The 25626-nt window shown below is 62.9% G+C and carries 21 protein-coding genes, 1 pseudogene and 1 riboswitch; of the genes and pseudogenes, 15 read left to right on the top strand and 7 right to left on the bottom strand.

What is annotated here, in order from left to right:
- A complete protein-coding gene (locus QM659_RS07010) occupies positions 1-756 on the bottom strand; it encodes a phosphodiester glycosidase family protein (RefSeq protein WP_415187871.1) in 756 nt (251 codons plus the stop codon).
- Positions 757-1192: 436 nt separating this feature from the next.
- On the opposite strand from QM659_RS07010, the gene QM659_RS07005 reads away from it, so the two are divergent.
- The 8 genes from QM659_RS07005 to pdeM all read left to right on the top strand — a co-directional run bounded on the left by QM659_RS07005 (position 1193) and on the right by pdeM (position 10109).
- Positions 1193-1966 (top strand): YihY/virulence factor BrkB family protein, encoded by a 774-nt coding sequence (locus QM659_RS07005; RefSeq protein WP_164729814.1) that lies wholly within the window; start codon positions 1193-1195, stop codon positions 1964-1966.
- Complete coding sequence (gene bchI, locus QM659_RS07000) at positions 1963-2991, top strand: magnesium chelatase ATPase subunit I (RefSeq protein ID WP_127075840.1); 1029 nt, start codon at positions 1963-1965, stop codon at positions 2989-2991. The genes QM659_RS07005 and bchI overlap by 4 nt, the downstream gene beginning before the upstream one ends.
- Positions 2991-4805: a magnesium chelatase subunit D gene (locus tag QM659_RS06995; protein WP_303488027.1), complete on the top strand. Its 1815-nt coding sequence runs from the start codon at positions 2991-2993 to the stop codon at positions 4803-4805. The genes bchI and QM659_RS06995 overlap by 1 nt, the downstream gene beginning before the upstream one ends.
- Positions 4802-5725 (top strand): alpha/beta fold hydrolase BchO, encoded by a 924-nt coding sequence (gene bchO, locus QM659_RS06990; RefSeq protein ID WP_415187870.1) that lies wholly within the window; start codon positions 4802-4804, stop codon positions 5723-5725. The genes QM659_RS06995 and bchO overlap by 4 nt, the downstream gene beginning before the upstream one ends.
- 56 nt (positions 5726-5781) lie before the next feature.
- On the top strand, positions 5782-5907 hold the full coding sequence (locus QM659_RS06985; RefSeq protein WP_415187869.1) for a hypothetical protein: 126 nt from the start codon (positions 5782-5784) through the stop codon (positions 5905-5907).
- Positions 5908-6122: 215 nt separating this feature from the next.
- Complete coding sequence (locus QM659_RS06980) at positions 6123-7949, top strand: tetratricopeptide repeat protein (RefSeq protein WP_415187868.1); 1827 nt, start codon at positions 6123-6125, stop codon at positions 7947-7949.
- 217 nt (positions 7950-8166) lie between these two features.
- Complete coding sequence (locus tag QM659_RS06975) at positions 8167-9096, top strand: 4-(cytidine 5'-diphospho)-2-C-methyl-D-erythritol kinase (RefSeq protein WP_415187867.1); 930 nt, start codon at positions 8167-8169, stop codon at positions 9094-9096.
- A 323-nt stretch (positions 9097-9419) separates the two neighbouring features.
- Complete coding sequence (pdeM, locus tag QM659_RS06970; RefSeq protein WP_415187866.1) at positions 9420-10109, top strand: ligase-associated DNA damage response endonuclease PdeM; 690 nt, start codon at positions 9420-9422, stop codon at positions 10107-10109.
- Between the two features lie 392 nt (positions 10110-10501).
- Here pdeM and rpmB read toward each other — a convergent pair whose 3' ends face one another.
- Both rpmB and QM659_RS06960 read right to left on the bottom strand, forming a co-directional pair.
- The gene (gene rpmB, locus QM659_RS06965; protein WP_127075850.1) at positions 10502-10807 is read right to left on the bottom strand and encodes a 50S ribosomal protein L28; all 306 of its coding nucleotides are present in this window, start codon (positions 10805-10807) and stop codon (positions 10502-10504) included.
- Between the two features lie 199 nt (positions 10808-11006).
- A complete protein-coding gene (locus QM659_RS06960) occupies positions 11007-11621 on the bottom strand; it encodes a peptidoglycan recognition family protein (protein ID WP_415187865.1) in 615 nt (204 codons plus the stop codon).
- Between the two features lie 445 nt (positions 11622-12066).
- On the opposite strand from QM659_RS06960, the gene QM659_RS06955 reads away from it, so the two are divergent.
- Complete coding sequence (locus QM659_RS06955) at positions 12067-13809, top strand: cyclic nucleotide-binding domain-containing protein (RefSeq protein ID WP_415187864.1); 1743 nt, start codon at positions 12067-12069, stop codon at positions 13807-13809.
- Positions 13810-13912: 103 nt separating this feature from the next.
- Here the strand turns inward: QM659_RS06955 and QM659_RS06950 are convergent, their stop codons facing one another.
- Positions 13913-15814 carry a potassium transporter Kup gene (locus QM659_RS06950; protein WP_415187863.1) on the bottom strand — a complete coding sequence of 634 codons (1902 nt, stop codon included), beginning with the start codon at positions 15812-15814 and terminating at the stop codon, positions 13913-13915.
- A 242-nt stretch (positions 15815-16056) separates the two neighbouring features.
- Between QM659_RS06950 and QM659_RS06945 the strand changes: the two genes are divergently transcribed.
- The 3 genes from QM659_RS06945 to aguB all read left to right on the top strand — a co-directional run bounded on the left by QM659_RS06945 (position 16057) and on the right by aguB (position 19954).
- Complete coding sequence (locus tag QM659_RS06945; RefSeq protein ID WP_415187862.1) at positions 16057-17967, top strand: hypothetical protein; 1911 nt, start codon at positions 16057-16059, stop codon at positions 17965-17967.
- Positions 17968-18074: 107 nt separating this feature from the next.
- A complete protein-coding gene (locus QM659_RS06940) occupies positions 18075-19100 on the top strand; it encodes an agmatine deiminase family protein (protein ID WP_415187861.1) in 1026 nt (341 codons plus the stop codon).
- Positions 19097-19954 (top strand): N-carbamoylputrescine amidase, encoded by an 858-nt coding sequence (aguB, locus tag QM659_RS06935; RefSeq protein ID WP_415187873.1) that lies wholly within the window; start codon positions 19097-19099, stop codon positions 19952-19954. The genes QM659_RS06940 and aguB overlap by 4 nt, the downstream gene beginning before the upstream one ends.
- A 43-nt stretch (positions 19955-19997) precedes the next feature.
- On the opposite strand, the gene QM659_RS06930 is transcribed toward aguB, so the two are convergent.
- Both QM659_RS06930 and QM659_RS06925 read right to left on the bottom strand, forming a co-directional pair.
- Positions 19998-20303, bottom strand: coding sequence for a glycine zipper domain-containing protein (locus tag QM659_RS06930; RefSeq protein ID WP_127075860.1), 306 nt, complete (start codon positions 20301-20303; stop codon positions 19998-20000).
- Between the two features lie 181 nt (positions 20304-20484).
- Positions 20485-20709 (bottom strand): annotated as a pseudogene (locus tag QM659_RS06925) (hypothetical protein); the annotation flags it as partial.
- Between the two features lie 255 nt (positions 20710-20964).
- On the opposite strand from QM659_RS06925, the gene QM659_RS06920 reads away from it, so the two are divergent.
- Together QM659_RS06920 and QM659_RS06915 are read left to right on the top strand one after the other, a co-directional pair.
- Positions 20965-21327, top strand: a complete 363-nt coding sequence (locus QM659_RS06920) for a hypothetical protein (RefSeq protein ID WP_127075861.1) — start codon at positions 20965-20967, stop codon at positions 21325-21327.
- A gap of 311 nt (positions 21328-21638) precedes the next feature.
- The gene (locus tag QM659_RS06915; RefSeq protein ID WP_415187860.1) at positions 21639-23084 is read left to right on the top strand and encodes an amidohydrolase family protein; all 1446 of its coding nucleotides are present in this window, start codon (positions 21639-21641) and stop codon (positions 23082-23084) included.
- A 196-nt stretch (positions 23085-23280) separates the two neighbouring features.
- Here QM659_RS06915 and QM659_RS06910 read toward each other — a convergent pair whose 3' ends face one another.
- Positions 23281-24048, bottom strand: coding sequence for a hypothetical protein (locus tag QM659_RS06910; protein WP_415187859.1), 768 nt, complete (start codon positions 24046-24048; stop codon positions 23281-23283).
- A 255-nt stretch (positions 24049-24303) separates the two neighbouring features.
- Positions 24304-24381: riboswitch (SAM riboswitch) on the top strand.
- 40 nt (positions 24382-24421) lie between these two features.
- On the opposite strand from QM659_RS06910, the gene metZ reads away from it, so the two are divergent.
- Positions 24422-25615 carry an O-succinylhomoserine sulfhydrylase gene (gene metZ, locus QM659_RS06905; protein ID WP_303486769.1) on the top strand — a complete coding sequence of 398 codons (1194 nt, stop codon included), beginning with the start codon at positions 24422-24424 and terminating at the stop codon, positions 25613-25615.
- The last annotated feature ends 11 nt before the right edge of the window (positions 25616-25626 follow it).

Raw genomic sequence — 25626 nt, 5'->3', positions numbered from 1 at the left:
CTAGCGCCGCTCCTTTTCATAAACCGCGATCATCGGTCCCAGCCCGAACAGCACATTGCCGCTGCGGGCGCCCGGCACGAACAGGGCGGGCGCGGTGCCTCCGTCTAGAAACAGCGCATTCCTGCATTTCAGACCGTCGCGAAACAACCGCATGAACGTATCGAACGGCACGCCGCCGTCCGAGATCGCGAAGACGACGGTCTTGTCGCCGCGAACGCAGACGCCGTCACGCGGCTTCGCCGAGACGTTGGCCTTGGCGATGCGCGGATGCAACTGCCCGTCTATCACCAGCATCGGTCCCGATTGCGTCGCGTAGCTCGCCTTCGGCTTCTTCTTGAGAAAGGCGCCGGTCTCCATCACACCCGCTTCCGCCTCCCCGACATAAAAGACGCCGTTCGGCCTGAGGTGAAAATTGCCGGGGCCCGGCCGCGTGTTGGCGCGCACGAGTTCGCGGCCGTTTTCCACATGCAGTCCCACGGGCTTGTAGTCCGGGTGGAACATGCCGCCGTTCAGCGCAAACGCGAGCCGTCCGCCGCGCTCGTCCGTTTTCGGCACGGCGCTCAGATAGGTGTATGGGGCGCCGTCCGGCTTCTGCCAGAGAAGCCTGATTGCGAAGCGGTCGAGCGAGGCCTCGCACAGCGTATAGCCGTTGCCCTCGAACGCGTAGGGCTTGCAGGGTTGCGCGGCTGCGTCACTCGGGCCACAGAACGCGGCCATCGCAAGGAAAGCAGTGGCGCGGATCAGGATCTTTCTCACTCTGTTCACCAGAAAGCGAAAATTGATTCGATGCGGAGCTTACGGGGCTTCGGGTCGTTTTTTGCGGCGGGCGAGCCACGGGCACGCAAACCCGCAGCTTGCCCGGCCTCGATTCGTTTCGGGCATCGCGCGCAAGCGGCAACGGGATGCGCATTCGGCAGGCGGAGGCGGGACTATGCCGGACTATGGGAACAGCCAGGCGAAGGGTCAAGTCCGCGCTCGCGCGCGCAAGCTTCCGATTGCGAGACGGCGCGCATTCGGCCAATCATCGTTTCGTAAACGCTCGAATGCGAAGTTCAGCGACTCCCTGAGGAATGCCGCCTTGTCGTTCAATGTCCGGGCCAGAGCTGCCAAACTGGCATTCGCCAGGCAACGGAGACGGCACACGCCGCTTCATGTTCTGGTGTGCGTGTGGAAATCGATCGCGGCGGACAATGTGAGCCTTCTCGCAGCGGGCGTCGCGTTCTATGCATTGCTGGCGATCTTCCCCGGCCTCGTGTTTTTCGTCGCGGTTTTCGGTCTCCTCGCCGAGACGGGGCAAGTGCAGAATTTTCTCGTCACGCTGAAGGACCTGCTGCCAACGGAGGCGTGGGAGGCGATCAACGCGCAGGTCGCGGTGCTCGTCCGCCAGAACACGACGTCGCTTTCGCTCGCAACGATCATCTCTCTCGGACTCGCATTCATCAACGCAAGGCTTGGCGCCTACGCGCTCATGAGCGCGCTCAATATCGTCTACAGACGCACCGAGACGCGGAGTTTTGCGCACACCAACAGCCTTGCCATCCTGTTCACGCTCGGCGCGCTGGCCGTGCTGGCCTTCAATATCATCGTGGTCGCGGCAGTACCGGGCATTTTCCGCCTGTTCGGGATCTCGGAGTTCACCAACGCGGTGCTGCATTATGCGCGATGGCCCGCGCTCGCCATTATCGTGGCTTTCAGCCTTGCGGTGGTGTATCGCTATGGCCCGGATCGGAAAGACGCGCATTGGCGATGGGTTTCGCTCGGCTCGCTTGCGGCAACAGCGCTCTGGCTTGCGGCATCAACGGGCTTTTCATGGTACGTGTCTGCGTTTAATTCCTACGACCGGATCTACGGCTCGTTCGGGGCCGTCGTAATTCTGCTCTACTGGCTCTGGCTGACAGCTTTTGCCGCACTCATGGGAGCAGAACTGGACATGCAAATTCAGACCGCGCTAGAAGAACGCCAATGACCCGCCCCATTTATCCTTTCTCCGCCATCGTTGGACAAGACGAGCTGAAGCTTGCCTTGATCATATCCGCCATCGATCCTTCGATTGGCGGCGTGCTTGCTTTCGGCGATCGCGGAACCGGCAAGTCGACCACGGTTCGTGCGCTTGCCGCATTGCTTCCTCCGGTTCGCGCCGTGCGCGCCTGCCGCTTCAACTGCGATCCGGACGGCTCCAATTTGTGCGAGGAGTGCCGCGAGAAGCTGCGCGAAGGCGAGAAACTCGTCGCGCGCTTCATCCGCGTGCCGGTGGTCGACCTGCCGCTCGGCGCGACGGAAGATCGCGTCGTTGGCGCGCTCGACCTTGAAAAGGCTTTGACGCGCGGCGAAAAGGCTTTCGAGACGGGGCTGCTAGCCCGCGCCAATCGCGGCTTTCTCTACATCGACGAAGTGAACCTTCTGGAAGATTTCCTCGTGGACCTGCTGCTCGACGTGGCCGCCTCCGGCGAGAACGTCGTCGAGCGCGAGGGCATGAGCTTGCGCCATCCCGCGCGCTTCGTGCTCATCGGCTCCGGCAACCCGGAAGAAGGCGAGCTTCGTCCGCAGCTCCTCGACCGCTTCGGCCTTTCCGTCGAGGTTCGCACGCCCCAGGATCTGCCCTCGCGCATCGAGGTGGTCCGCCGCCGCGACGCGTTCGAGCGCGACCCGCATGGTTTCGCTGCCGCCTGGCGCGGCGAAAACCGCAAGCTTCGCAGGAAGGTTGCGACCGCGCGCGCGCGCGTCAACCTCATTGCCGTGCCGGATTCGATCCTTGAAGATGCCGCGAAGCTCTGCCTTGCGCTCGGCACCGATGGCCTTCGCGGCGAACTCACGCTGATGCGCGCGGCCCGCGCGCTTGCCGCCTATGAGGGCGCGGAAACCGTGACGCAGAAGCATCTGAAATCCATTGCGCCGTCCGCGCTCCGCCACCGTCTGCGCCGCGACCCGCTCGACGAGGCGGGCTCTTCGGTGCGCGTCGACATGGCGCTTGAGAAAGCGTTCAGCGCATGATGAACGGCGGCGGCGAGGCGGAGGAACGCTCGCTGTGGGAAGAGGCCGTCATGGCGGCTTCCCTGTTCGCCGTGGACCCGGTGGGGCTTGGCGGTATCGCCGTCGCCTCGAAATACGGGCCGGTGCGCGACAGCTGGATGGACTTCCTGAGAAGTATCGTGCCCGGCTGGGCGCCCTTCCGCAAACTGCCGCTTTATGCGGCGGACGAGCGGTTGTTTGGCGGCCTCGACCTCGCGGCGACGCTCGCGCATGGCAAGCCCGTCGCCGAGCGCGGTCTTCTGGCCGAGATGGACCGTGGTTTTCTCGTGATCCCGTCTGCCGAGCGCATGGAAGCGGGGCTTGCGTCTAGGCTCGGCCTCGTGATCGACGCGGGCGCGGTGCATGTGGAGCGCGAGGCGGCTTCGCTGCTGCATCCGGCGCGCTTCGGCGTGATCGCTCTCGACGAAAGCGAGGCGGGCGACGACGAAACGCCGCCTGCCGCGCTTCTGGAACGCCTCGGCCTTCGCATCGACCTGACCGACGTGACCTGGCGCGATGTCGGTCTGTCCGACACGACGCTCGAAGAGATCGAGGCGGCTCAGGCGCGACTGCCGAACGTCGTGGTGCCCGACAGCATAATTGCGGGCCTTGTGTCCGCCGCCGTGTCGTTCGGCGTCCAGACGATGCGCGCGCCGGTGTTCGCCGTGCGCGCCGCCCGAGCGTCCGCAGCGCTCGCGGGCCGCGACGAGGCCAACGAGGAAGACGCGGGGCTTGCCGCGATGTTTGTGCTGGCGCCTCGCGCGACGCGCATGCCGGAGCCGATGGAAGATCAGGCTCCGCCGGAGCCGCCCCCGCCCGAGCCGCAGGACGACAAGGAAGAAGACGGCAAGGGCGGCGGGGAGAGCGGGGAAAACGAGACCGCGCCCGACGACGACAAGGCGCTGACCGATATGATCATCGCGGCAGCAGCCGCCGCCATGCCGAAGGAAATGCTTGTGAAGGCTGCCGCGAAGCCGTTTCGCGTGCCGCCGTCCGCGCCCATGGGCAAGGCGGGCGCCGAGCGCACCAACGCCGCGCGCGGGCGTCCGGCGGGCGTGCGGCGTGGCGAGCCGAAGCCCGGATCGCCGCTGAGCCTGCTCGAAACGCTTCGGGCCGCGGCACCCTGGCAGAAGATCCGCAAGACGATGCTCGAAAGGGCGGCGGCAAACACCGGCGGGATCGACAAGATCGAGGTCAGAAGCGACGACTTTCGCATCAAGCGGCTCAAGGCGCGCTCGCAGACCGCAACCATTTTCGCCGTGGATGCGTCCGGCTCGGCCGCCATGCAGCGCCTCGCGGAAACGAAGGGCGCCGTCGAGCTTCTGCTCGCGGAGTGCTACATTCGCCGCGATCAGGTGGCGCTCGTGGCCTTTCGAGGTACGCGCGCCGAAATCCTCCTGCCGCCGACGCGGTCGCTCACCCGCGCCAAGAAAAGCCTCGCGGCGCTCGCCGGCGGCGGCGGAACGCCTCTCGCCTCCGGCATCGATGCGGCGGGGGCGCTCGCGCTCAACATCCGGCGCCGGGGCGTCGCTCCGCTCGTGGTGTTCTTAACGGACGGGAAAGCCAATATCGCGGCAGACGGGAAGCCGGGCCGCGAGCGCGCTCAAAATGACGCGAACACAGCCGGTCGGCGCTTGCGCGCGGAAGGTATCGCCACAATCTTGGTAGATACCTCTCCGAGGCCGCAGGCGCAGGCTGAGAAGCTCGCGCAGGAAATGGCAGCGCGCTATGTGCCAATGCCTTACGCCAACGCGGCCGCTATATCGAAGGCTGCGAAAATGGCTGCGAAGGGATGACAGCGTTGAAATGGGAGCGGGACGGCCTCGATTGGCCGAACCGTGCTGCGAGTCGATTTGTGTCTGCCGGCGGACTGCGCTGGCATGTGCAGGAGATGGGCAGCGGGCCGACCGTGCTGCTCGTGCACGGTACTGGCGCTTCCACTCACTCCTGGCGGCATTTCGCGCCTATTCTCGCGAAGCGCTTCCGCGTGATAGCGCCCGACCTTCCCGGCCATGGTTTCACCGAAGCGCCGCGTACATCGACGCTGCTCACGCTGCCGCATATGGCACGGTCGATCGCGGCGCTGCTTGACACCCTTCAGGTCAAGCCCGTGCTCGCCATCGGCCATTCGGCGGGCTCGGCGATCCTGTGCCGCATGGCGCTCGATGGCAAGCTCGGCGCGCAGGCGATCGTCAGCCTGAACGGCGCATTCCTTCCGTTTCCGGGCATCGCGTCGCAACTCTTCCCCATGATCGCGCGCGCGCTGTTTCTGAACCCTTTCGTGCCCGGCTATTTCGCGTGGAAGGCGCGCGACCGGATAACGGTCCGCCGGCTGATTGAAGGGACGGGCTCCCGGATCGATGCGGAGGGCCTTGCCCAATATGGGCTCCTGCTGGGAAATTCGACGCACATCGCATCCGCGCTCGGCATGATGGCGAACTGGGATCTGCATTCCCTTTCGAGCGACCTGCCGAATCTCAAGACGAAGCTCACGCTCATCGCTTGTACTGAGGACAAGGCCGTGCCTAGTCATGTGGCCTTCAAGGTCTACAACATGGTTCCCGACTCGAAAGTCATCCTTTTGCGGCACATGGGCCATCTCGCCCACGAGGAAAAGCCGCAGGAAACCGCAGACATCGTCTTTGCCGAAGCGGAAAGATACGGGATACTCGCGCATGGCGAGCCCGAAGCCGTGGCGCAACCGGCTGCCGAATAGCGAAAGGGCGCCAAAATTCGCGTCGTATAGGGCGCCCGCGTCGAAGGAGATGACACATGGGAGTGGAAGCTGAGCTTCTTTTGGTCCTTGGAGTTCTCGCCTTCGCGATCTACGAACTCATCAAGACACGGCGGGATCTGCGAAAATCGCGCGAGGAAAAGCCGTCGTCAAAACGGGAATAGCGCCGCGAATTGCGCAGGTGCCGTTATTCCGTCTCATTATAAACCGAATTTGTGCCTCAAGCGCGAACCTCTCCTCGCCAGTGACGCGTCGAGGGGGTAGCGTTTCGACTCGTATCGAAAAGAACTGTCCCTAAGTCGGCCTTCCCAGGGCATTGCCGATCCGACGAAGCCGTTCATCGCCAAAACACCAGGACACGACATTGCAGGCATCTGACATGCTGACATCGGATTTCGTTCGCCGGATCTCGCCACGCGGTGCTTTGGGTGCGCTGCTGGGTGTCTGCCTCGCCGCTCTGTCGGCGTATCCGGGAGATGCGCACGCGGCGGCGCCGAACAAGGGGAAGGCCACCACCGGGTCTGTGAGCTATGGCAGCAATTCGCTTCTCGGGAGCTATCTGGCGGGGCATGTGGCGCGCTCGGCCCGCGACAGCGAGAACGCGGCGCTTTACTATCGGCGCGCCCTCCAGAAAGATCCGTCGAATTCCGATATTCTCGACGATGCCTTCCAGCTGGATCTGGCGTCGGGCGAGTTCGAATCCGCGAAAACTCTGGCGCTGCGGCTGATCAAGCGGCCCGGCGAAGCCGCGATCGCATATGATTTTCTGGGCCTTGATGCGTTCAAGCGCAAGGATTACGCGAAGGCGGACGAGTATTTCCGTCTGGCGGCGAAAGGCACGTCGCCCGAAGAGCCGACGATGAAGCTCGCCCGCGCCTGGGTTGCGGTTGCGCAGGGGCAGGCCGACCGGGCCATCGCCATACTGTCCCAGCCGAGCAAGGCGGCGTGGGCCACGCATTTTGAAACCGTCCAGCGCGCCTTCGTCGCGGATGTCGCGAAAAAGAAGGCGGCAGCGGCCGAAGCCTACAAGACCGTCTACGAGAAAAAGCCCACGAACATGCGCATCGCCGAGGGCTACGCCCGTCACCTCGCCGTTTGGGGCGACAGGCAGCAGGCGCTCGACGTGTTGAAGGAAAGCGGAGCCGAAGAGACGCCGCTCGGATCTGCGCTGGCGGCGGATCTGAAGGCAGGCAGGACGCCGAAACTCATGGTTTCGACCGTGGATGAGGGGCTTGCCGAGACGTTCCTCGGCATCGGGCAGGTGCTCGCCTCGAACAATGGCGTCGACGCCGCGCAGATTTATCTGCGCCTCGCGCTGTATCTCAACCCGGCATCCGAGATCGCGAAGCTCGAACTCGCGGAAATCTACGGCAATCTCGAACATTATCACAAGGCGGTGGCGGTGCTCGACGGGATCCGCGAGACCTCGCCCTTCCGGCTTAACGCGCAGGTGCGAAAGGCGCTCTATCTCAACGCCCTGCAAAAGACGGACGAAGCCACGGCGCTGCTCGCGGCGCTTGCGGAAAAGCATCCCAAGGAAGAGTCCGTTCTTCAGACGCTCGCCTCCATTGACAGCGCCGCGAAACGCTACGACGCCGCGATCCCGTATTATACGCGCGTGATCGAACTGATCGGCGAGCCCGAAAAACGCCACTGGTCGCTTTTCTACCAGCGCGGCATCGCCTATGAGCGTACCAAGCAATGGGCCAGGGCCGAGGCGGATTTCAAGCGGGCGCTCGACCTCGACCCCGAGCAGGGCGCGGTGCTGAATTATCTCGGCTATTCTTGGCTCGACCAGAACATCAACATTCCCGAGGCCTTCGAGCTGATCAAGAAGGCGGTTCGCCTGAAGCCGAACGACGGCTACATCATCGACAGTCTCGGCTGGGGTTATTACATCCAGAAGGACTACGAGCAGGCCGTGAAGCATCTCGACAAGGCCGTGGAGCTTCGGCCCGAAGACCCGACGCTGAACGATCATCTCGGCGATGTCTACTGGCGGCTAGGGCGCAAGCTCGAAGCGAAGTTCCAGTGGACGCAGGCGCTGAGCCTCAATCCCGAGCCTGAGGACGTGGTCAAGATCAAGAAGAAGCTCGAAGCCGGGCTTCCGGACGAAGCAGGCCCTCATGCGGAATTGCAGACGCACCCGGAGGCGGTTCCCGGCGTCGCGTCCGAGCCGCAGCCTCAGGAGACGGCAAATCCGTAAGTCGGAAAGCGCCGGATGCGGCACGGTGCGCCTCGCGTTCGCCGGAGTCGACAATTGGGGCAAGGCCGCTTAGACATGGGCTGCTGGCGTCGTGTCGAGCGGTTTCCCGCGTCGGCGCGTCCGGTCGTGTGGTGCAGATCCCATGAGGTCGCCACCCAATACGGACCCGCACGACACAGTCAGGCACACGACATCCGCAGAGTAAGCCAAGGTTGCCATGACTCACTCTTCCGAAGCCGACATCATCCAAGCTACCGCCCATGAGGATACCTGGCCCGTGACGATCCGCGAGCGCGCCCGCGCCAAGGTCAACCTGACGCTTCATGTGAAGGGCAAGCGCCCGGACGGCTATCATGAGCTTGAAAGCCTCGTCGTGTTCGCCAACGACGTGGCCGACGAGCTGGAATTCAGCCCAGACATCGACGACCGGCTCGAGATCGACGGTGCATTCGCGCCGCTTCTCGAAGGCGACAACCTCATCATGAAGGCCAAGCGCGCCGTCGCCGAATGGTTCGACATGGACATTCACGGCCATTTCCGGCTTCGCAAGAACATCCCCGTGGCGGCGGGCCTCGGCGGCGGATCGTCGGACGCAGCCGCAACCATTCGGGCGCTCGTTGCGATCTACGGCGAGAATCGCAAGCCCGAAGAGTTCATCGAAGCGAGCAAGATGATCGGCGCAGACGTGCCCGTGTGCCTTTACGGTCGGGCTGCGTGGATGTGCGGTCTCGGCGAGCGCATCACGCCTGTGCCGCGCGTCGCGCCGCTGCCCGCCATCCTCGTCAATCCGCGTATCAAGCTTTCCACGGCCGACGTGTTCCGTACGCTCGCAGCCAGACCGCTGGCATCGGGCGAAGAGAACGCGCCGTTCTCGGTTGCGACGGATTGGGATTCGCCGGAAGGCGCCGCCGAATGCCTCGCGCATGGCCGGAACGACCTTGAAGCACCGGCGATCGCGCTTGAGCCGCAGGTCGCGCGCGTTCTCGATACGGTTCGCGTGCTCGACGGCTGCGTGCTCTCGCGCCTGTCGGGTAGCGGGCCCACCTGTTTCGGCGTGTTCGTCTCGGCCGAGAAGGCGAAGGCGGCGGCTGGCGCTCTGGCGGCGGCACATCCAAACTGGTGGGTGGCGCCGACCGTTCTGGCTTAGGCCCGAAGGGGCGGATAGCGCTGAAGAGGGGGGCGTTGCACGGCCTCGGCGTCCTTGAACGCTTACACCGTTCGCACTTTCGACGAGTCTGGAAGCGCCGCGTCCCGGTCTTTGTTTGAGCATGATCTCATCGCAAAACAGGCAGCGCAGCCCGTTCCGATCTAATTGCACCGCAAGACGGCTCCGTTTTGAAGTCAGATGACGGTTTCACCGATCGGGTTGTTTCCATCCGGTCCTATCCGCTTCAGGGAGCGGCGGCGTTGCGAGCACCGATAAAGACGCAACCAAGCGTTCTAACCGCGCAGCCTGCAAGCTCGGCTGGCGTGGCAGGGCGCTCTTCGCGCACAATTCGCTTTGCTGGGCTTGGCATCGTCCTCGATGGGTCCGGCGCCGCCTATGTGCCCGCGTGCGGGATGCTGATCGTTTCCGACCTCCATCTTGAAAAAGGCTCGGGTGCCGCCGCGCGCGGCCGCCTCGTGCCCGCCCTCGACAGTTACGATACCCTCGCCCGTCTCCGGCGCGTGGTCGAAGCCTGGCGTCCGCGGCGCGTCGTCTGCCTCGGCGACAGCTTTCACGATGGCGCGGCAGGGGCGCGCATGGCGGCGGCGGATCGCGCGGCGCTTGTTTCGCTTTGCGCGCTGGCAGAGGAATGGATCTGGATCGGCGGCAATCACGATCCGGACGCGCCGGATTTCTGCGAGGGCGTTCGGGTGATGGACCTGCGTGTCGACGGCGTCGTGCTCCGCCATGAGCCGGATAAAGCCCACCAGCCGGGCACGAAGCGCGTCACGCCCGAAATCGTCGGCCATTTCCATCCGAAGGCGCGGCTCAATGCGGGCAGCGCCAGCTTTTCCGGTCCCTGCTTTTGCGTGTCCGACGATCTGATGATTCTGCCGGCGTTCGGCACTTATACCGGCGGATTATCCTGCTCGGCGCCGGTTCTGCGCGCGCTGCATGGGAATGAGCCGCGCCTGTTCATGCTGCATGGCGATAAGGTCTGGCGGGTGGCGTGAGCCGCCCACCCGGCTTGCTGCCTGGAACGCTCGGGACCGCGCGGCATCATGAGCCGGCGTGGAGGTGAAATCAGATCTGGGGCGTATCCGCTTTTGATCGAATCAGAAGCAAGCGCAATCGGACGCGCTCAAGAGCGGCCCGTCCAATCGAACCGGATTTGACGGGACGACGCTGATAAACCAGACATCGAAGCGCCTCGACGCGTCTGATTTGCCGCGAGACGCTGTTAAGCGGGCGGAAGCCCGCACGCGAAAATGGCCGGGATTACCCGGCCATCGAGACTGTCTTTGTCGGGTTGCGCCCGCAGCGGCGGATCAACACTCGTGAGTGCCTGAGACGTTCCTCGTCCGCGCACCAACGGTTCATTCGGGCGCGCGTTGAGGGATGCGTCTTACGCAGCCGTCTCGGTCGCAGCGGCGGCGCGGGCCTTCGAGACTTCCTTCTTCAGGCGACGTGCCTTCAGGGAAAGCTCTTCGTCACGAGCCTTCAGCAGGAAGGCATCGAGGCCACCGCGATGCTCGACGGAGCGGAGAGCGTTCGCGCTGATGCGCAGACGAACGCCGCGCCCGAGCGCATCGCTGATGAGCGTGACATTGCAAAGGTTCGGCAGGTAGCGCCGCTTCGTCTTGATATTGGAGTGGCTAACGAGATGACCGACAAGGCCACCCTTGCCTGTGAGTTCGCACTGGCGCGACATGATCGGACCTAGATATTGGAATTGGAAGTATTGGCGTGCTCGCCTAGCTTGGGTTCATGTAACCTCTGATACAACGTCGGTCAAGCGTCCTGTGCGCGATGTGCCCGCGGCGCGGAGTTGAAAACGGTTCCTGACCGGCAGAACCCGAACCTTTCGGCAATTCTGAGGTTTGTAGGTGGCAGAACAAGCGCGTATGCGGCTATCGCGCCTGCGTCGCGCGCACGGCTTCACGAATTTCTTCGAGAATCGGCCTGAGATTTTTTCCCGGGCAATTCGTCTGGTCGAAATCGCCATGTCCGAAAATCGCACGCGCGGGGATGCCGTACGATGCGGCGAGCCACGTGACGAGCCGGGTCAGCGATTCGGCCTCGGCCTGTGACGGCTGCTCGCGCTCGAAATCGCCTTCGACGGCAATCTGGATGCGGTCTTCATTGTCGAAAGCGGTCACGCTGTCGCCGGCGAAAGTGAGGTCGCGGCCTTCGCCGACGCGCCCCGAAACGTCGACGTAATAGTGATAGGGGACGTCGCCCCAGGCAGGTTTCGGCAAAAGGCCCACGCGGCCGGGCGAAAATGAGAACTCTTGAAGTCCCCGCATCTTGGCCTCGAGACTGATCCTCGGCTGCTGACGATTCGCGGTGTGGTGAATGATGATTTCAGCAGGCTTCTGATCGTGCATCAGCGCGTAATTCGGCGGCTTCGCTCCCCACGCCGCGCGGGTAACGATATCCGGTGCTGAGCTGCCCGCCAGGGTCGAAAGCCGTGGGAACACGAGAGAAAAAGCGAGCACAGCCGCGCAGAAAACAAGCGCGCGCATGAACCGGAGCCGGTTATGGCGAAGTCTGGTGCCCAAAAATACATCCACGGAGGGGCGGCCGGTGTGCCGGTCCGGCGCGCATCGTCTTCATTTTGCATCGTCTTAACAGTATCGCCATCCGGGTGGAAGGCTGAGGACCGATTTCACGATGAAAAAGTAAGGTGGTGTCAGCGGAGTAACGCTTGCTTCGTGCCTAGTCGCGCGCGAACCGTCGTGCCGCCCCCATGCGGAATAAGGGCCGCTGCGCTTTCGGAAAAATCGCATACAATGCGGTGAAAACGGGGAGGCAGCCTGTTCGCGGTCGTCTGAATCGGTATGAGCCTCTCAATACCGACCAGAACGCTGTTTCTTGTCAGGGAACCGGTATCTGCATCGCTTGAGGTAGAGACCGCTTTGGCGATCGTAAGATGGTGGCATCTTATCGGAACCACTCAAAGGGGAGGGCATGGAGAAGGCGTCACGCACGTTCCGGTTTCTGACGGCTTTCCCGGCCTTTGCGGGGCTGCGCGTCACCGAGCTTGAGCGCCTCTATGCGTGCACGTCGCTGCGCGTCCTCGGGCGAGGCGAGACAGCCACGATGGCAGGAGAGCCCGTCGACGATCTGGCGATCGTCGTTTCGGGGCGTCTGAAGGCGCGGGAGGGCGGCGCCTCGGGGCATGAGACCGGGCAGGGCGATGCGGTCGAGGCGGCGGCGTTCTTCGGGCGTGGTCCTGCTTCGTCGACACATGAAGCGTTGCGCGAAACCGTGCTTCTCTCCATCGCCTGGGATGACCTCGTCGCCGAATTCGCCGCGATGCCCGCGCTCATCGGATCGTGCCTTTCGCATGCGTTCGAGAGGCGCGGCGCGGCGGCCAGCCGCGTGAAGCCGTCGCCGCGCCTTCTCATTTGCCCGGCGGGCGCGAATGCGCGCCTCAACGAGGCCCAACTCGACGCACTGCTTCTCGCCATGGAAGAGATGGCCGAGGTTCGCGTGCTTCGGCGGGAGACGTTCGGCGGCGGCCTTCCCGGCGCGCTCGCCTTCGACGATCCGGCGATGGCCCACTGGCTTCAGGAACAGGAGTTGAAATTCGACGTTACGGTGGTGATCGCCGATGGCTCCGATGACGCCTTCGCGGCGGACGCTGTAGGCGAGGCCGACGAAATCGTCTTTCTGGCGCAGGGCGGCGCAACGGGGCTTTCCGACCTCGAAAGCCACGCCATCGAGCGGCGCGGGCCGGACCGCTGCAGTCTCATCATCGCCAGCGACGGAATCGAGAACAGGAAGGCGGCGGAATGGCTGCCGGCGAGGCCCTACCGCGCCTCGCTCTTCATCGATTTCTCCGTGCCTCGCGCAACGACGCAGCTTGCCAGCGCTCTGCTCGGGCGCGGAAACACCGTTGCGGCCACAAGCACCGGCGTCTATGCGGCGGCGATCCTCGGCGCGCTTCAGGCTTTCGAGGCGAGCGGCGCCCCCGCGACAGCGCTCGCCGTTGCCGGAAGCGCCGTTCTGCCCGCAGGCATGCTCGCATGCGGCGTGACGCTGGCGGATGCCGAAGACCTTTTTCGCGAGCTTGCCAACCCGCTTCTGTGGAAACGAGCCGGCCGGGCCGAGGCTGGCCTTTACGAGGCTTCGCCGGTGGACGCGCTGCTTGGCTCTGCGTTGGCCGGGCTCGACATCGCGCTCGCATCGAGGCCGTTCACGGCGCTTTCCCTCTCGCTGTCGACGGGTGAGCCCGCCATCCTTTGCGGCGGCGGCCTCCATGTCGCGGTTCGCGCCGGGCTTCTGCCGCCGGGGCTGCTCCCGCCGCTCATAACGGAAGACGGTGCGATACTGGTCAGCGGCGAATGCGAGATCGAGGCTCTTCTCGAAGCTGCGGAGCGGCTTTCGTCCGCGCCGCCCGTGTTTCTTCATCCCGCCGTGCCCGGACTGGGTCCGTCGCCGATGTCTTACCGTCAGGCCGTGGGCGGCTCTCAGTTTCGGCTGGCGCCGTTCCAGTCTCCGGGGCCGATTGACAAGCGCCTTCGCATCGAAACCGCGCTAGGCGCGTATCCGTCTCGCCGGCGACGTTCCGTCGAAGGCGCGCCTCTCACCTATGCCATACCCGTTGCCGATGGCATCAATCCTATGGACTGGGGCGAATGGGCGGGACTGAGAGATGCGGCGTTCGACTGGATGTCCGCCGAGATCGAGAAGACGCGGGCGCGATAAAGAAGTTCCAGAAAGCCGAGAACCGGTTTCCCCGTTCGGAATCGCGTCACTACGTAGAGTCAGGGCGAGAGGTGCGATTGGAGAAAGCGAAAACGAGTCGGTCTCAGATCTCGATGAAGGTGCCGAGTTCGACGACGTCCTCGGTCGGGATGCAGAAGAAGTTCGTGGCTGTCGTGGCATTCTTCGTGAGGATGATGAACATCTGTTCCTGCACCGTCGACATCTCGGGGGATGTTGACGGCACCGGGATCGCGCGGCCCACGAAATAGGACACATCCGCCGCCGGATCGAAGAACAGCTCCGCCCGCCTCTCCGCCGCCGCCCGTCTCAGTGCGCGGGGCACGTTTGGCGCCTCCGCAAAACCGAACCGCAGGACGACGCGGATAAATCCATGCTGAAGCTGCTCGGCGAACGCTCTCCGTTCCTTCGGCACGCGAGGAATACGCTCGGTGATCACCGTCAGCAGCACCACGGTTTCATGCAGGCATTTGTTATGCCGCACATTGAGATGCAGCGACGGGGGAATCCGGTCCGGTCTGCTGGTCAGATAGACGGCGATGCCCGGCACCCTGCAGATATCGGGGCCGCGAATTTCTTCCCAGAAATCGTCGAACGGGGGATTCTCGCGCGCGATGCGCTGGTTCAGCACCGAACGGCCGCGCCGCCATGTGACCATGGCCGCAAAAATTCCCGCGCCGACAAGCACCGGCAGGAAGCCGCCCTCGAAAAACTTGATGAGGTTCGCGCCGAAGAACGCGAGATCGATGGTCAGGAAGAAGGCGATCACGAGGGAAGTTCGAAGAAGGCTCCACCCCCAGACATGGCGAGCGACCACGGCGACGAGGAACGTCGATGTGACCATCGTTCCCGCGACAGCGAGGCCATAGGCGCTTGCGAGGGCGGACGACGATTCGAAATACAGGATGAGCCCCAGAACGGCCCCGGCAAGAATCCAGTTCGCCTGCGGAATGTAGATCTGGCTCGCTTCGGTTTTCGAGGTGAAGCGGATTTCCATGCGCGGCATGAAACCGAGGGAAACAGCCTGCTGGGTAACGGTGAAGGCACCGGAAATCACGGCCTGGCTTGCGATGATGGTCGCCGCGGTGGCAAGCGCAACGGCAGGATAGGTGAGCCAGTCGGCAAACAGATGGAAGAACGGGTTGTCCCGGGCTTCGGGATACTCGATCACGAGCGCGCCCTGGCCGAAATAGTTGAGGAGAAGCGCGGGAAGCACCACCGCAAACCAGTCGATACGGATGACCTTTCCCTGGAAATGGCCCTCATCGGCGTAAAGAGCCTCGGCACCTGTGAGAACCAGGAAGACCGAGCCGAGCACGTGGAAGCCGATCCAGCCATGCGTGGCGATCAGATCCAGCCCATAGGACGGATGGATCGCAAACAGAATGTCCGGCCTCGCGATAATATAAGGAAGGCCGGCGGCGCCGATAACGATGAACCAGACAAGCATCACCGGGCCGAACACGCGCCCGATGGTGGCCGTGCCACGATACTGCAGCAGAAACAGGCCTCCGAGGATGCCGACCGCAATGGGCACGATATACGGTTTGAATACGGGCGTGGCGACTTCCAGCCCCTCGACCGCCGAGAGCACCGAGATCGCCGGGGTGATGATGCAATCGCCGTAGAACAGCGCTACGCCGACGAGGCCGACAAGGATCGCGGCTTCTTTTGCCCGCTCGGATTTGAGGCCATTCGTGGCAAGGGCCGTCAGCGCCATGATGCCGCCCTCGCCGTCATTCGTGGCGCGCATGATCACAAGCACATACTTTATCGAGACGACGATGATCAGCGCCCAGAAGACCAGCGACACGCAGCCAAAAGCGATATGCCTCAGCGAATCGATGTCGCCGGCGGATTTCAACGCTTCCTTGTAGGCGTAGAGCGGGCTCGTGCCGATGTCGCCGAACACGATGCCGAGCGCGCCGATGAGGGCCGCGTTGCGAAGCCCTTGCGGCTCGGCCTTGGTCGATGCTTCCGTCGCCATCTGCGATGCCCCTCGTCGCCGCCGTTCAATCGTCAGGCTATCGCAAACACGTCCCCCGAAAAAACGATCCGTGTTCGCTTGAGATCCAGCTTTATGACACCGAGGTTACGCCTTTGATAGAGCCGCTGCGGCGGACGCCAAAAGGCTATTTGGTTCGCTTGTAAGAGCGGACATCTTCGGACAAGATTCACTCAAGCCACACCGAATAGCTTGCCCCCAGGTCATCAGGAAGGGGGGCTACAGTGCTCTTAGCGCGCAGGCTTATCGCCAAGATCTTGTTTCCTCTCGCGGTCGCTCTTTTGGTCTGTCTTCCGGCGGCTGCGGAGCCGCTTGGAAACGGGTGCGCGGACGCATCCGACATCGCGGTGCTGAGTTCCCCGCTCTCACCCTGGAAGGGGGCGCCTCTGCGCGTCGTCCTTGCGTCGGAGAAGCCTGTCGCCGGAGAGTTGTCGCTCGTGGCGCCCGGCGGCGTAATTGCGGTCAAAACGGAAGATAGGCGCGGCGGGCCGCCCTATTTCTGGAGTCTGGAAGTTGCCTCTCCGGCTGCGGGGACATGGACGGCAAAGCTCGCCTCATCCGGCTCTTGCGAGGCCGTTACCCGCGAGATCGTCGTGCGCGACCGCCAGCCGGGGGTGCCACAAAACGGGGATCCCGGCGTGTGGCCTCTGCGCGCGAGCTGGAATCGCGCGACCGAAAACCTCTATTCGGCCTGGATCGAGACGCTCTTCGATGCACCTCTCGACGCCTCGCCGTCCTGGCCCGTCCTGCACGAGGTCATGCGCGACCGCTCCCGCAATCTCCTGTTCAATCATCTGGGGCTGCGCGAGGATGAGAAGGGCATCGTGATGCGGCCCGATTGCGCCGATCTGCCTTACTTTCTGCGCGCTTATTTCGCCTTCAAGATGGGTCTGCCGTTCGGTTTCTCGAAATGCTCGCGCGGTGGCGGCGGTGATGGGCCCCGGTGCTTCGAGTGGTCGAACATCCGGACTTTCGAGCCGGCGCGGCCGCCGAGGCCGGATGGCGCATCGCCCTTGCCGGTGCTGTTTCGCCAGCCAGCGCCGACGTCCCGAACACCGCCGCAAAAACTCGGACTCGCCGCGTCGTTCGCGCGTTATCTCCCCGCCGTGGCCGATGGCGTCCATTCCGGGTCCGCGCGCACCTCTGCCAACGACAGCAATACCGATTATTACCCGGTGCCGCTCAGTGCACAAACGCTTCGGCCCGGGACCATCTACGCCGACCCTTACGGGCATGTGCTCATGCTGGTGAAGCATGTGCCACAGTCCGAAGGCAGGGCGGGCGTCTTCCTCGCGGTGGATGGACAGCCGGACGGCACCGTTGCCCGCAAGCGCTTCTGGCGCGGCAACTTCCTGTTTGCGCAAAATCCCGCGCTTGGAAGCCCGGGGTTCAAGCGTTTCCGGCCGATCGTGCAAGATGGCGGCTCGCTGAGACGTCTATCGAACGTCGAAATCTCGAACAGCCCACAGTATGGCGACTTCTCTCTCGATCAGTCCCGGCTCGGCGTCGAAGACTTTTACGACCGCATGGAAGATGTGATGTCGCCGGAGCCGCTGGACCCGTCCCGCGCCCTGCTGGAGGTGATCGCCGCGCTCGAAGAGCAGGTCAAGGCGCGCATAACGTCGGTCGAGAACGGCCGGAAGTTCCAGAGCGCCAATCGCGGAGACGCCGAGATGCCCGATGGCCCGTCGATCTTCGAGGCGGCGGGTGCGTGGGAGGACTTCGCGACGCCATCGCGCGATTTGCGGCTTCTGATCGCAATCGATGTCGCGCGCGGCTTCCCGGATCGCGTCGCCCGGCGCCCCGAGCGCTACGCCATGCCAAAGGACAAGAGCGCGTCGGACGTAAAAGCCGAGCTCGAAAACACCCTCGCATCGGAGCTTTCGAGCCGCACATTCTCCTATACGAGAAGCGATGGCTCCCCATGGACGCTTGCCCTCCGCGACGTGGTCGAGCGGTCGGTGGCTCTGGAAATGGCTTACAATGTCAACGATTGTGTGGAATTGCGCTGGGGCGCGGCGGAAGGAACCGACGAGGCCTCGACATGCAAGCGTCGCGCGCCTGCGGCCCAGCGGACGAAGATGCAGGACTATCGTGTGTGGTTCCATGAGCGGCGGCGACCGGCGCGGGCGTGATTGCTCGCGGTTGCCGGGCGTTGCGATCTCATGAGGCCGCCTGCTTGTCGGCTTGAACTCCTCAGCAGACGCGTTAGATGTCGGCATGAGAGAAGGACACGAGAGCGATGGGCGGCGATACGATTTCGGTACCGGCGGAGTGGGCGCCGCAAAAGGCAATATGGACGGCATGGCCCGCAGATCCGCGCGAATGGAATGGCGATCTCGAAACGCCTCGCCGCGATGTGGCGGCGCTCGTGAGAACGCTGGCGGACGGCAACGCGGTGCGGCTTCTCGTGAATGGCGCGGAGGCGGAAGCTTCGGCGCGCGCGGCGCTTGGCGGCGCGGCTGAAATCGTCCCCGCGCGCTACGGCGACATCTGGCTGCGCGATACCGGGCCGATCTTCGCGCGCCGCTCTCACGATGACGGCACAAGCGAAAAGATCGCGCTGCGCTTTGCAACCAATAGCTGGGGCGGCAAGTTCGACCTGCCGGACGACGCGACCGTCGGCGACGAGATCGCACGGCGCGCGGGCGCGCCCGTTTGCCGCTTCGATTTCGTGCTGGAAGGCGGCGCCATCGATCATGACGGGCAGGGCACCGTGCTTACCACGCGTCAGACGACCCTCAACCCCAACCGCAACGGCTGGAGCCGAGCCGATGCGGAAGCGGCGCTCGGCGCGGCGCTCGGCGCGAAAAAGATCGTCTGGATCGACGAGGGGCTGGCGAACGACCACACCGATGGCCATATCGACAACATAGCGCGTTTCGTCGCGCCGGGCGTCGTCGTCTGCCAAGCGCCAGCAGGCGACGACGATCCCAACGCCGCGACGCTCGACGCCATCGCGGCCACGCTCGAAGCGTCGAGGGATGCCCTCGGACGCAAGTTCGATGTGGTGCGCGTGCCGGGCGTCGGCCGCTACCGAAACCCGGTGGGCGAAATTTCACCCGCTTCGCACATGAATTTCATCATCGCGAATGGCGTCGTGGTGGTTCCCGTTTACGGCACCGCCACCGAGGACGCGGCGCTTGGCGCGCTCCGAGAGGTTTTCCCGGGCCGCCGCGTGGCGGGCGTGCCCTCGCGCGGGCTCCTCGGCTTCGGCGATGCGGGCGGAGGCTCATTTCATTGCATCACTCAGCAGGAACCGGCCTGATGGCAAAGCTTACAGTCGCGGCGATCCAGACCGCCTACGGCCCGGATATCGCGGAGAACATCGCGAAGACCGAACTCTTCGTCCGCGAAGCCGCCGCGCTCGACGCGCAGGTGGTGCTGCCGTCGGAGCTGTTCCAGGGCATCTATTTCTGCTCGCGGCAGGACCCGAAATGGTTCGCGACGGCATACCCTGCGCGCGAGCACCCTTGCGTGACCGCGCTCGCGAAACTCGCCGGGGAACTCGGGCTCGTGATCCCGATCTCCTTCTTCGAGAAGGACGGCCCCGCCTATTACAACAGCGTCGCCATCGCGGACGCGGACGGCGAGGTGCTCGGCGTCTATCGCAAGAGCCACATTCCCGACGGCCCCGGCTATCAGGAAAAATATTACTTCCGTCCCGGCAACACCGGCTTCAAGGCGTGGAAGACGCGCTTCGCGACCATCGGCGTCGGCATCTGCTGGGACCAGTGGTTTCCCGAAGCGGCGCGCGCCATGGCGATTCAGGGCGCGGACGTGCTGTTCTACCCCACCGCGATCGGCTCCGAGCCCTACGACACAGCGCTCGACACGCACCGCCGCTGGCAGCGCGCGATGCAGGGCCACGCCGTGTCGAACGCCATCCCCGTGGTGGCGGCGAACCGCATCGGGCTTGAGGACAATGACGGCGCGGCGCAGCGCTTCTACGGCCACAGCTTCATCGCCGATCATACGGGCGCTTTCGTGGCGGACTTCGGCGACAGGGACGAGGGCGTGCTGGTGGCGAGCTTCGACCTCGCGGAAATCGAGGAATACCGCGCCGACTGGGGTTTTTTCCGGGATCGGCGCGCGGGGCTTTATGGCGGGTTGGTGGAGTGAACCGAGCGCGTCCGGATGATGAGGACGAGCCGACTATCCCCGATTAATAGCAATAGCGCGGATGGGCCCGGACCCAAACGCCATCGGGGCGTTGCAGATAGCAGCCGTCACGGTAGTAATAATAGCCGCTGCGGCGGCGTTCGCCTTCGGCGGCGATGGCCGCTCCCGTTCCCGCGCCGACGATGGCGCCGATAGCGGCTCCCCGGCCGCCGCCGACCGCGCCGCCGAGGATTGCGCCGGCCGCGCCGCCAAACAGCGCGCCGCCAAGAGCATCCTGCGCGCTCGCTTCCTGCGCCGGCATCGTCGCCGCCAACCCCAACATCGCCGCCAGCCCGATTTTCTTAAGCATTGCTGCGTCCCCTTTCCAACGTTCGTGGCTGCACACCTTTCGCCCGCCCGATGGTCGACCCCTCGCGCAGGGGCGAATTCTGTTGAAATGTGCGGCTCACGTTGCGTTACTGCCGATAAAAACGTGTTGACCAAGTCTCCCGCGAAATTTGGTCAAGAGTAAGACTTGGCGGGGCGCGCGCTCATCGCCGACGACACGGACGAGTTCGTCGCGGACTCACCGACACGGACGAGGGTGTGCTGGTGGCGAGCCTCGACCTCGCGGAGACCGATGAATACTGGATCGGTGCGCGGGGCTTTACGGGGAAGCAGCCCGACGAATTTGCCCGCCCGACGGTGCGCTCGTTGTTGGTGCCGGGGATGCGGTAGATGGTATTGCCGAGGTAGAGCGCTCGCGCTCTCTGAGGGCGCCGTGCCGATCCGACCTGCAAACCCCTATGCCGATGCACTCGGCTTTCAAATCTCGTGCGATAGTTCTGAGTAGCGTTCGACATCAACGCAACTCATCGCATTCGTACCTTCACTTTCTCCGGGGCGCCATTTCCCCCATAGCCTGAGCATGGCGACCGCCGCCCGTTAAGCATGGACGAAGCTCAGGCTTCCACTCGGCGCATTTTGTTGCTAAAGCACATAAAATCCTATCGATCAGGGATCGAAATCCCGTGCTGCGTTCGTTTCCGCTTATGGCATTGCCGCTCGTCGCCGTCGCCTGCGCTCCCACGGCGACGACGGCCCCGACAGCGAATCAGTTTGTTCTGACCGAGCCGGAACGGTACAAGACGGCAACGGAGCGAGAACTGGCACAGCAATTCGCCGAAAACGACTGCAAGGCCAAGGCTCTCGCGGCGAGCGTTTCTGTGCAGAAGGCGGGACAGTCCGACCATTCGCAACGGGCATCGTCCTCCGGCGACAACGTCAATCTTGGCGCGACGATCCGCACGCGGCGGCAGGCGGACGAGATGTACGCCGCAACCTTCACGGCGTGCATGAACAAGGCTGGTTTCCTGCTGAAGCCCCCCGCCTGAGCACGCCGCTCCCAGCCGCAAGGCGGGAGAACGTCAGCGCCGCGGATTTCGACGCCTATCGCAATATTTTGACTTTCCTGAACGCCAGCCATCAGCAAGACGCGCGGCCGCGACACGCGAACGCCGGATTGAATTTCCCAAAATCGTGAATTTTCCCGAAAGTGCGATTTCGTCATTGACGAGCGAGGCGCATTTCATCACCATGCGGCCATTTGCGGAGGGGCAAGTTTCGGCAAGTTCATCGGCGCATGGGAGAAGGAGAAGCCGGAAACGTAGCACAAGGGGGGAATATCACGCAAGGGGTAAATGGAATGAACGACGGTATATCGCTGGAAATGCTCGCCTTCAATCTTAAGCTTTTGGGGCGAAAGAGTAGAAAAAAAGTCCTTATCAGCGCGGGCAAGGAGGACGACAAGGCAAGAATGCTTCCCGCGATCCAGCAATTTCTAAGCCTTGAAGTCGATGTCTTTGCAACGCCGGGCACGCACAGGTTTCTTACGCGGCATGGCATCGACACGGTCGAAATTCACAAGATCACCGATGGACGCGCGCCGAACATCCGCACCTTCCTGAACGAGAACCGCTTCGATCTCGTCATCAATGTGCTGACCGGCGACAACGACTACGATGAATCGTCCGACGCGAAGCTCATCCGCAAGCTCTGTATCGAGAACGGCATCCCGCTCATCACCGATTGCGACGTCGGCATCGAGACCTTGCAGCAGATCGTTCGGGATACCAACAAGGGCACCTTCCGCTACAAGCTCTCCGACAACTCCGAGCCATGGAACCTTCGCCTTCACTTCATGGAGGCGGTCGAGAAGCTCGGCGGCTTCGCGAGCCATCACGCCCATTTCGACAAGGCCTACCTCGTCAACATGGAGAACCTGCGTCTCAGCCAGGTCGACATGCAGAAGAAGTGGGAGATCTACCGCTACCTCAAGGAAAATTACACCCACGACGACCTCGTGGAGCGCATCAGCCGCGGCCTTGAGACGATGATCGCGCAAGGCGTGACCTATTGCCGGACGATGGTGGACGCGGACTCGACCGTGGGGCTGCTGCCGATCAAGGCGGCGGTCGAGGTGAAGAAGCGCTATGCGGATCAAATTCACTTCGAGGTCGGCGTGCAACCGCTGCAAGGTGTGCTCGACCCGGCCTCCTACGAGCAATACGCCGAAGCCTGCGCGATGGCCGATTATTGCGGAGGGCTCCCCTCGCGCGACCGTCCGCGTCCCGAAGCGCATCTCGACACGATCCTCGACCTCGCGAAACGCCTCGGCAAGCCGGTCGACGTGCACGTGGATCAGGAGAACAACCCGCTCGAAAACGAGACGGAGCTTCTCGCCGAAAAGACCATCGAGCACGGCATGCAGGGCCGCGTCTTCGGCGTCCATGCGATTTCGCTCGGCGCGAAAAGCGAGCGCGAGCAGGACCGCATCATCCAGAAGATCCTCGACGCCGACATGGGCATCGTGATCTGTCCGTCCGCCGCGCTCAGCATGGCGCAACTGCCGATGACGGCGCCGCTGCACAATTCCATCGCGCCGTTCCCGAAGCTGCTCGCGGCGGGCGTGCGGACCTATCTCGGCGTCGACAACATCCACGACCTGTTCATGCCCATCGTGGACGGCGATGTGTGGACCGAATGCCGGATGCTCATGGAGGCCTGCCGCTTCTACGACATCCAGCAGGTGGCGAAATGGGCCTGCGCGCGGCCGATCGCGGCGGAACGGCCCGCCTCGCTTGCCGCGTAATCGCTTTGCAGCGGTTGGCGATCCAGCCGGTTCCGGCACGGAATCGGCTGGATGGCGAAGGCGGAGAGGGGGGCGATAGCAGCTGTTCGGAATCTTCGAACTTAATGCCGGAGAGCCCCAACAAGCGGAAATTAAGCTAGTAGCATTAAACGGCTGTCGCCTGTCATGCAAAACACCTTGCAGGTTAGCTGTTGGTTTAGGGAGCATCGCGTGATGCTATTGCAGGGGTTTTATCTAATTTGAGTTCAAAAATATCGTTGAGTTTTGAAGAATTCACTTTCGCGCTTATGTGGTTTAAATCCCCAACCTCGAGGAAAATAGGGTCTTCTCCTTGTGTGCCTGTTTGCAGGCATATCCTGAATTCTTTTTGATAGGCAAGTTGCTTTTGCTTCTTGAATGCTACATCTTGCGATGCAAATTCGCCGTGGAACATCTCATCGTCATAGTATTCCACGAGACTCCCTCGAAACCATTGACCGCGACGCTGCAACGCTTCCTTGACCTGGGCCAGGAATGGTACGGCGGGCGTGATAACGGCATATGAACCAAATTTCAGGCATCGCTCATCAATCAAAATCTGGCTTTGGAAATCCGCTGATTGCTCTTTGTCAAGATGGAATTTTCCATCTACTGTATCATATCCGTTAGTATATATAGAATATAGACAAATTATATGCAGGTCTTCGTGGTATTGATAAGATATTGAGACGGGATCTGCTAAGTCATCTTTTGTTATCTCGATATCACCGATTCCGGGAACACTCAGCTTTATACAAATATCTTGTGGCTGCCACCACATTGAAACGCCTTCATGCGTGTCCGCCCTACCATCATCATCGATGGAACACTCCAGTTTCCTAAAATACGAAAGACGATTTAGGTAAAGTCGCCCCCGCATAAATGATTCTGCGTACCGTTCTTCGCTGAAGAATTTGATGAAGTACCAAATTTTAGTGGCCGTCATGTTTTATACCTTGGAAGCAACCTTTGCGCAGCACCTACTAGCGTCCATCGCGACCGAACGCTATGCCGATTGGAGGCAATAAGAGATTTTTGGAGCTGAACCCACAAAAAGGGCAAGAAGAAATGTCTGCTCACCACCTCTAATTGCTGCCGCTTCGAGCGCCCGTCAAATGACCGCACCCGGCCTCTTGCAGACTCCGTAAATCCGCTCGCAACCGCCGCCGCCTCTTGACACGAGACGCAACGCGGCGTTTTCTATGCGTAACGTGGTCCTTTTGCCGGCCGGCTTGCAGCCACGCTAAACAAATTGCTAAAAGGCCGCTCGCCCTCTCTCCCGAAGGCTTACGGCATTTAGCGCCCATGAGAGAGTGACGATGTCCGACCAACTGGGGCCCGATGGCCTCCATCAAGATACGCTTCTCGTCCATTCTGGCACGCTGCGCTCGCCCCACGGCGAGACTTCGGAAGCGCTCTATTTGAACTCCGGCTTTACCTATGAAAGCGCCGCCGAGGCCGAAGCCCGTTTCAAGGGCGAGGCCGAAGGCTATGTCTACAGCCGATACGGCAACCCGACCGTTACCATGTTCGAGACGCGCATCGCCTCGCTCGAAGGCGCCGAGGCCGCGCGCGGCACGGCTTCAGGCATGGCGGCGGTGTTCGCCTCGCTCGCTTCCTATCTCAAGGCTGGCGATCATGTGATCGGCGCGAAGGCCGTCTTCGGCGCAAGCCGCGCTATTATCGAGGATATCCTTCCCCGCTTTGGCATCGAATCGACCGTCGTGGACGGCAGCAGCCTCGACGCCTGGCGCGCCGCCATCCGCCCGAACACGCGGGTGCTGTTCTGCGAGAGCCCCGCGAACCCCACGCTCGATCTCGTCGATCTCGAAGGCGTCGCTGGCATCGCGCATGACGCGGGCGCGATCCTGATGGTGGACAACGTCTTCGCGACGCCGCTTCTGCAGCGGCCTCTCAAGTTCGGCGCCGACGTCGTGATCTACTCGGCGACAAAGCACATCGACGGGCAGGGGCGCTGCCTCGGCGGCGTCATTCTGTCCACCGAGAAATTCATCACCGATCATGTGCAGGGCTTTCTGCGCCAGACCGGCCCGACACTCTCCGCGTTCAACGCCTGGGTGCTGCTGAAGGGCCTCGAAACCTTGCCCGTGCGGGTCGAGCGCGAAACGGCAAGCGCGGCGAAGATTGCGGATTTTCTGAGCGAACAGCGCGGCATCGCGCGCGTGATGTATCCGGGGCGCGCGGACCATCCGCAGGCGGCGCTCGCGAAACGGCAGATGGCATCCGGCGGCCCGCTGGTGGCCTTCTCGCTCGACGTGGACAAGGACGCCGCGTTCCGGTTCATGGATGCACTTCGCGTTATCAAGATCTCGAACAATCTCGGCGACGCCAAGTCGCTGATCGCTCACCCGGCCACGACCACCCATCAGAAGCTCTCGGACGAAGCGAAGGCGGAACTTGGCATCACGCCGGGAACGCTCAGGCTTTCCGTTGGTCTTGAGCACCCGGACGACCTCATCGAAGACATAGCGCAGGCACTCGCCGGAATTTGATCGCATCCAAT

Origin of the sequence: Rhodomicrobium sp., from assembly GCF_047605405.1 — a bacterium.
GTDB lineage: Bacteria > Pseudomonadota > Alphaproteobacteria > Rhizobiales > Rhodomicrobiaceae > Rhodomicrobium > Rhodomicrobium lacus.
The sequence above is the reverse complement of the archived record's forward strand: the minus strand, read 5'-3'. Positions and strand labels throughout refer to the sequence as shown.

What these genes read in the sequence shown, in the direction of transcription:
- bchI (WP_127075840.1), top strand. Translation starts at nt 1,963, where the DNA reads ATGACCCGCCCCATTTATCCTTTCTCCGCCATCGTTGGACAAGACGAG.
- QM659_RS06995 (WP_303488027.1), top strand. Translation starts at nt 2,991, where the DNA reads ATGAACGGCGGCGGCGAGGCGGAGGAACGCTCGCTGTGGGAAGAGGCC.
- bchO (WP_415187870.1), top strand. Translation starts at nt 4,802, where the DNA reads ATGACAGCGTTGAAATGGGAGCGGGACGGCCTCGATTGGCCGAACCGT.
- QM659_RS06985 (WP_415187869.1), top strand. Translation starts at nt 5,782, where the DNA reads ATGGGAGTGGAAGCTGAGCTTCTTTTGGTCCTTGGAGTTCTCGCCTTC.
- QM659_RS06980 (WP_415187868.1), top strand. Translation starts at nt 6,123, where the DNA reads ATGCTGACATCGGATTTCGTTCGCCGGATCTCGCCACGCGGTGCTTTG.
- QM659_RS06975 (WP_415187867.1), top strand. Translation starts at nt 8,167, where the DNA reads ATGACTCACTCTTCCGAAGCCGACATCATCCAAGCTACCGCCCATGAG.
- rpmB (WP_127075850.1), bottom strand. Translation starts at nt 10,807, where the DNA reads ATGTCGCGCCAGTGCGAACTCACAGGCAAGGGTGGCCTTGTCGGTCAT.
- QM659_RS06960 (WP_415187865.1), bottom strand. Translation starts at nt 11,621, where the DNA reads ATGCGCGCGCTTGTTTTCTGCGCGGCTGTGCTCGCTTTTTCTCTCGTG.
- QM659_RS06955 (WP_415187864.1), top strand. Translation starts at nt 12,067, where the DNA reads ATGGAGAAGGCGTCACGCACGTTCCGGTTTCTGACGGCTTTCCCGGCC.
- QM659_RS06950 (WP_415187863.1), bottom strand. Translation starts at nt 15,814, where the DNA reads ATGGCGACGGAAGCATCGACCAAGGCCGAGCCGCAAGGGCTTCGCAAC.
- QM659_RS06940 (WP_415187861.1), top strand. Translation starts at nt 18,075, where the DNA reads ATGGGCGGCGATACGATTTCGGTACCGGCGGAGTGGGCGCCGCAAAAG.
- QM659_RS06930 (WP_127075860.1), bottom strand. Translation starts at nt 20,303, where the DNA reads ATGCTTAAGAAAATCGGGCTGGCGGCGATGTTGGGGTTGGCGGCGACG.
- QM659_RS06915 (WP_415187860.1), top strand. Translation starts at nt 21,639, where the DNA reads ATGAACGACGGTATATCGCTGGAAATGCTCGCCTTCAATCTTAAGCTT.
- QM659_RS06910 (WP_415187859.1), bottom strand. Translation starts at nt 24,048, where the DNA reads ATGACGGCCACTAAAATTTGGTACTTCATCAAATTCTTCAGCGAAGAA.
- metZ (WP_303486769.1), top strand. Translation starts at nt 24,422, where the DNA reads ATGTCCGACCAACTGGGGCCCGATGGCCTCCATCAAGATACGCTTCTC.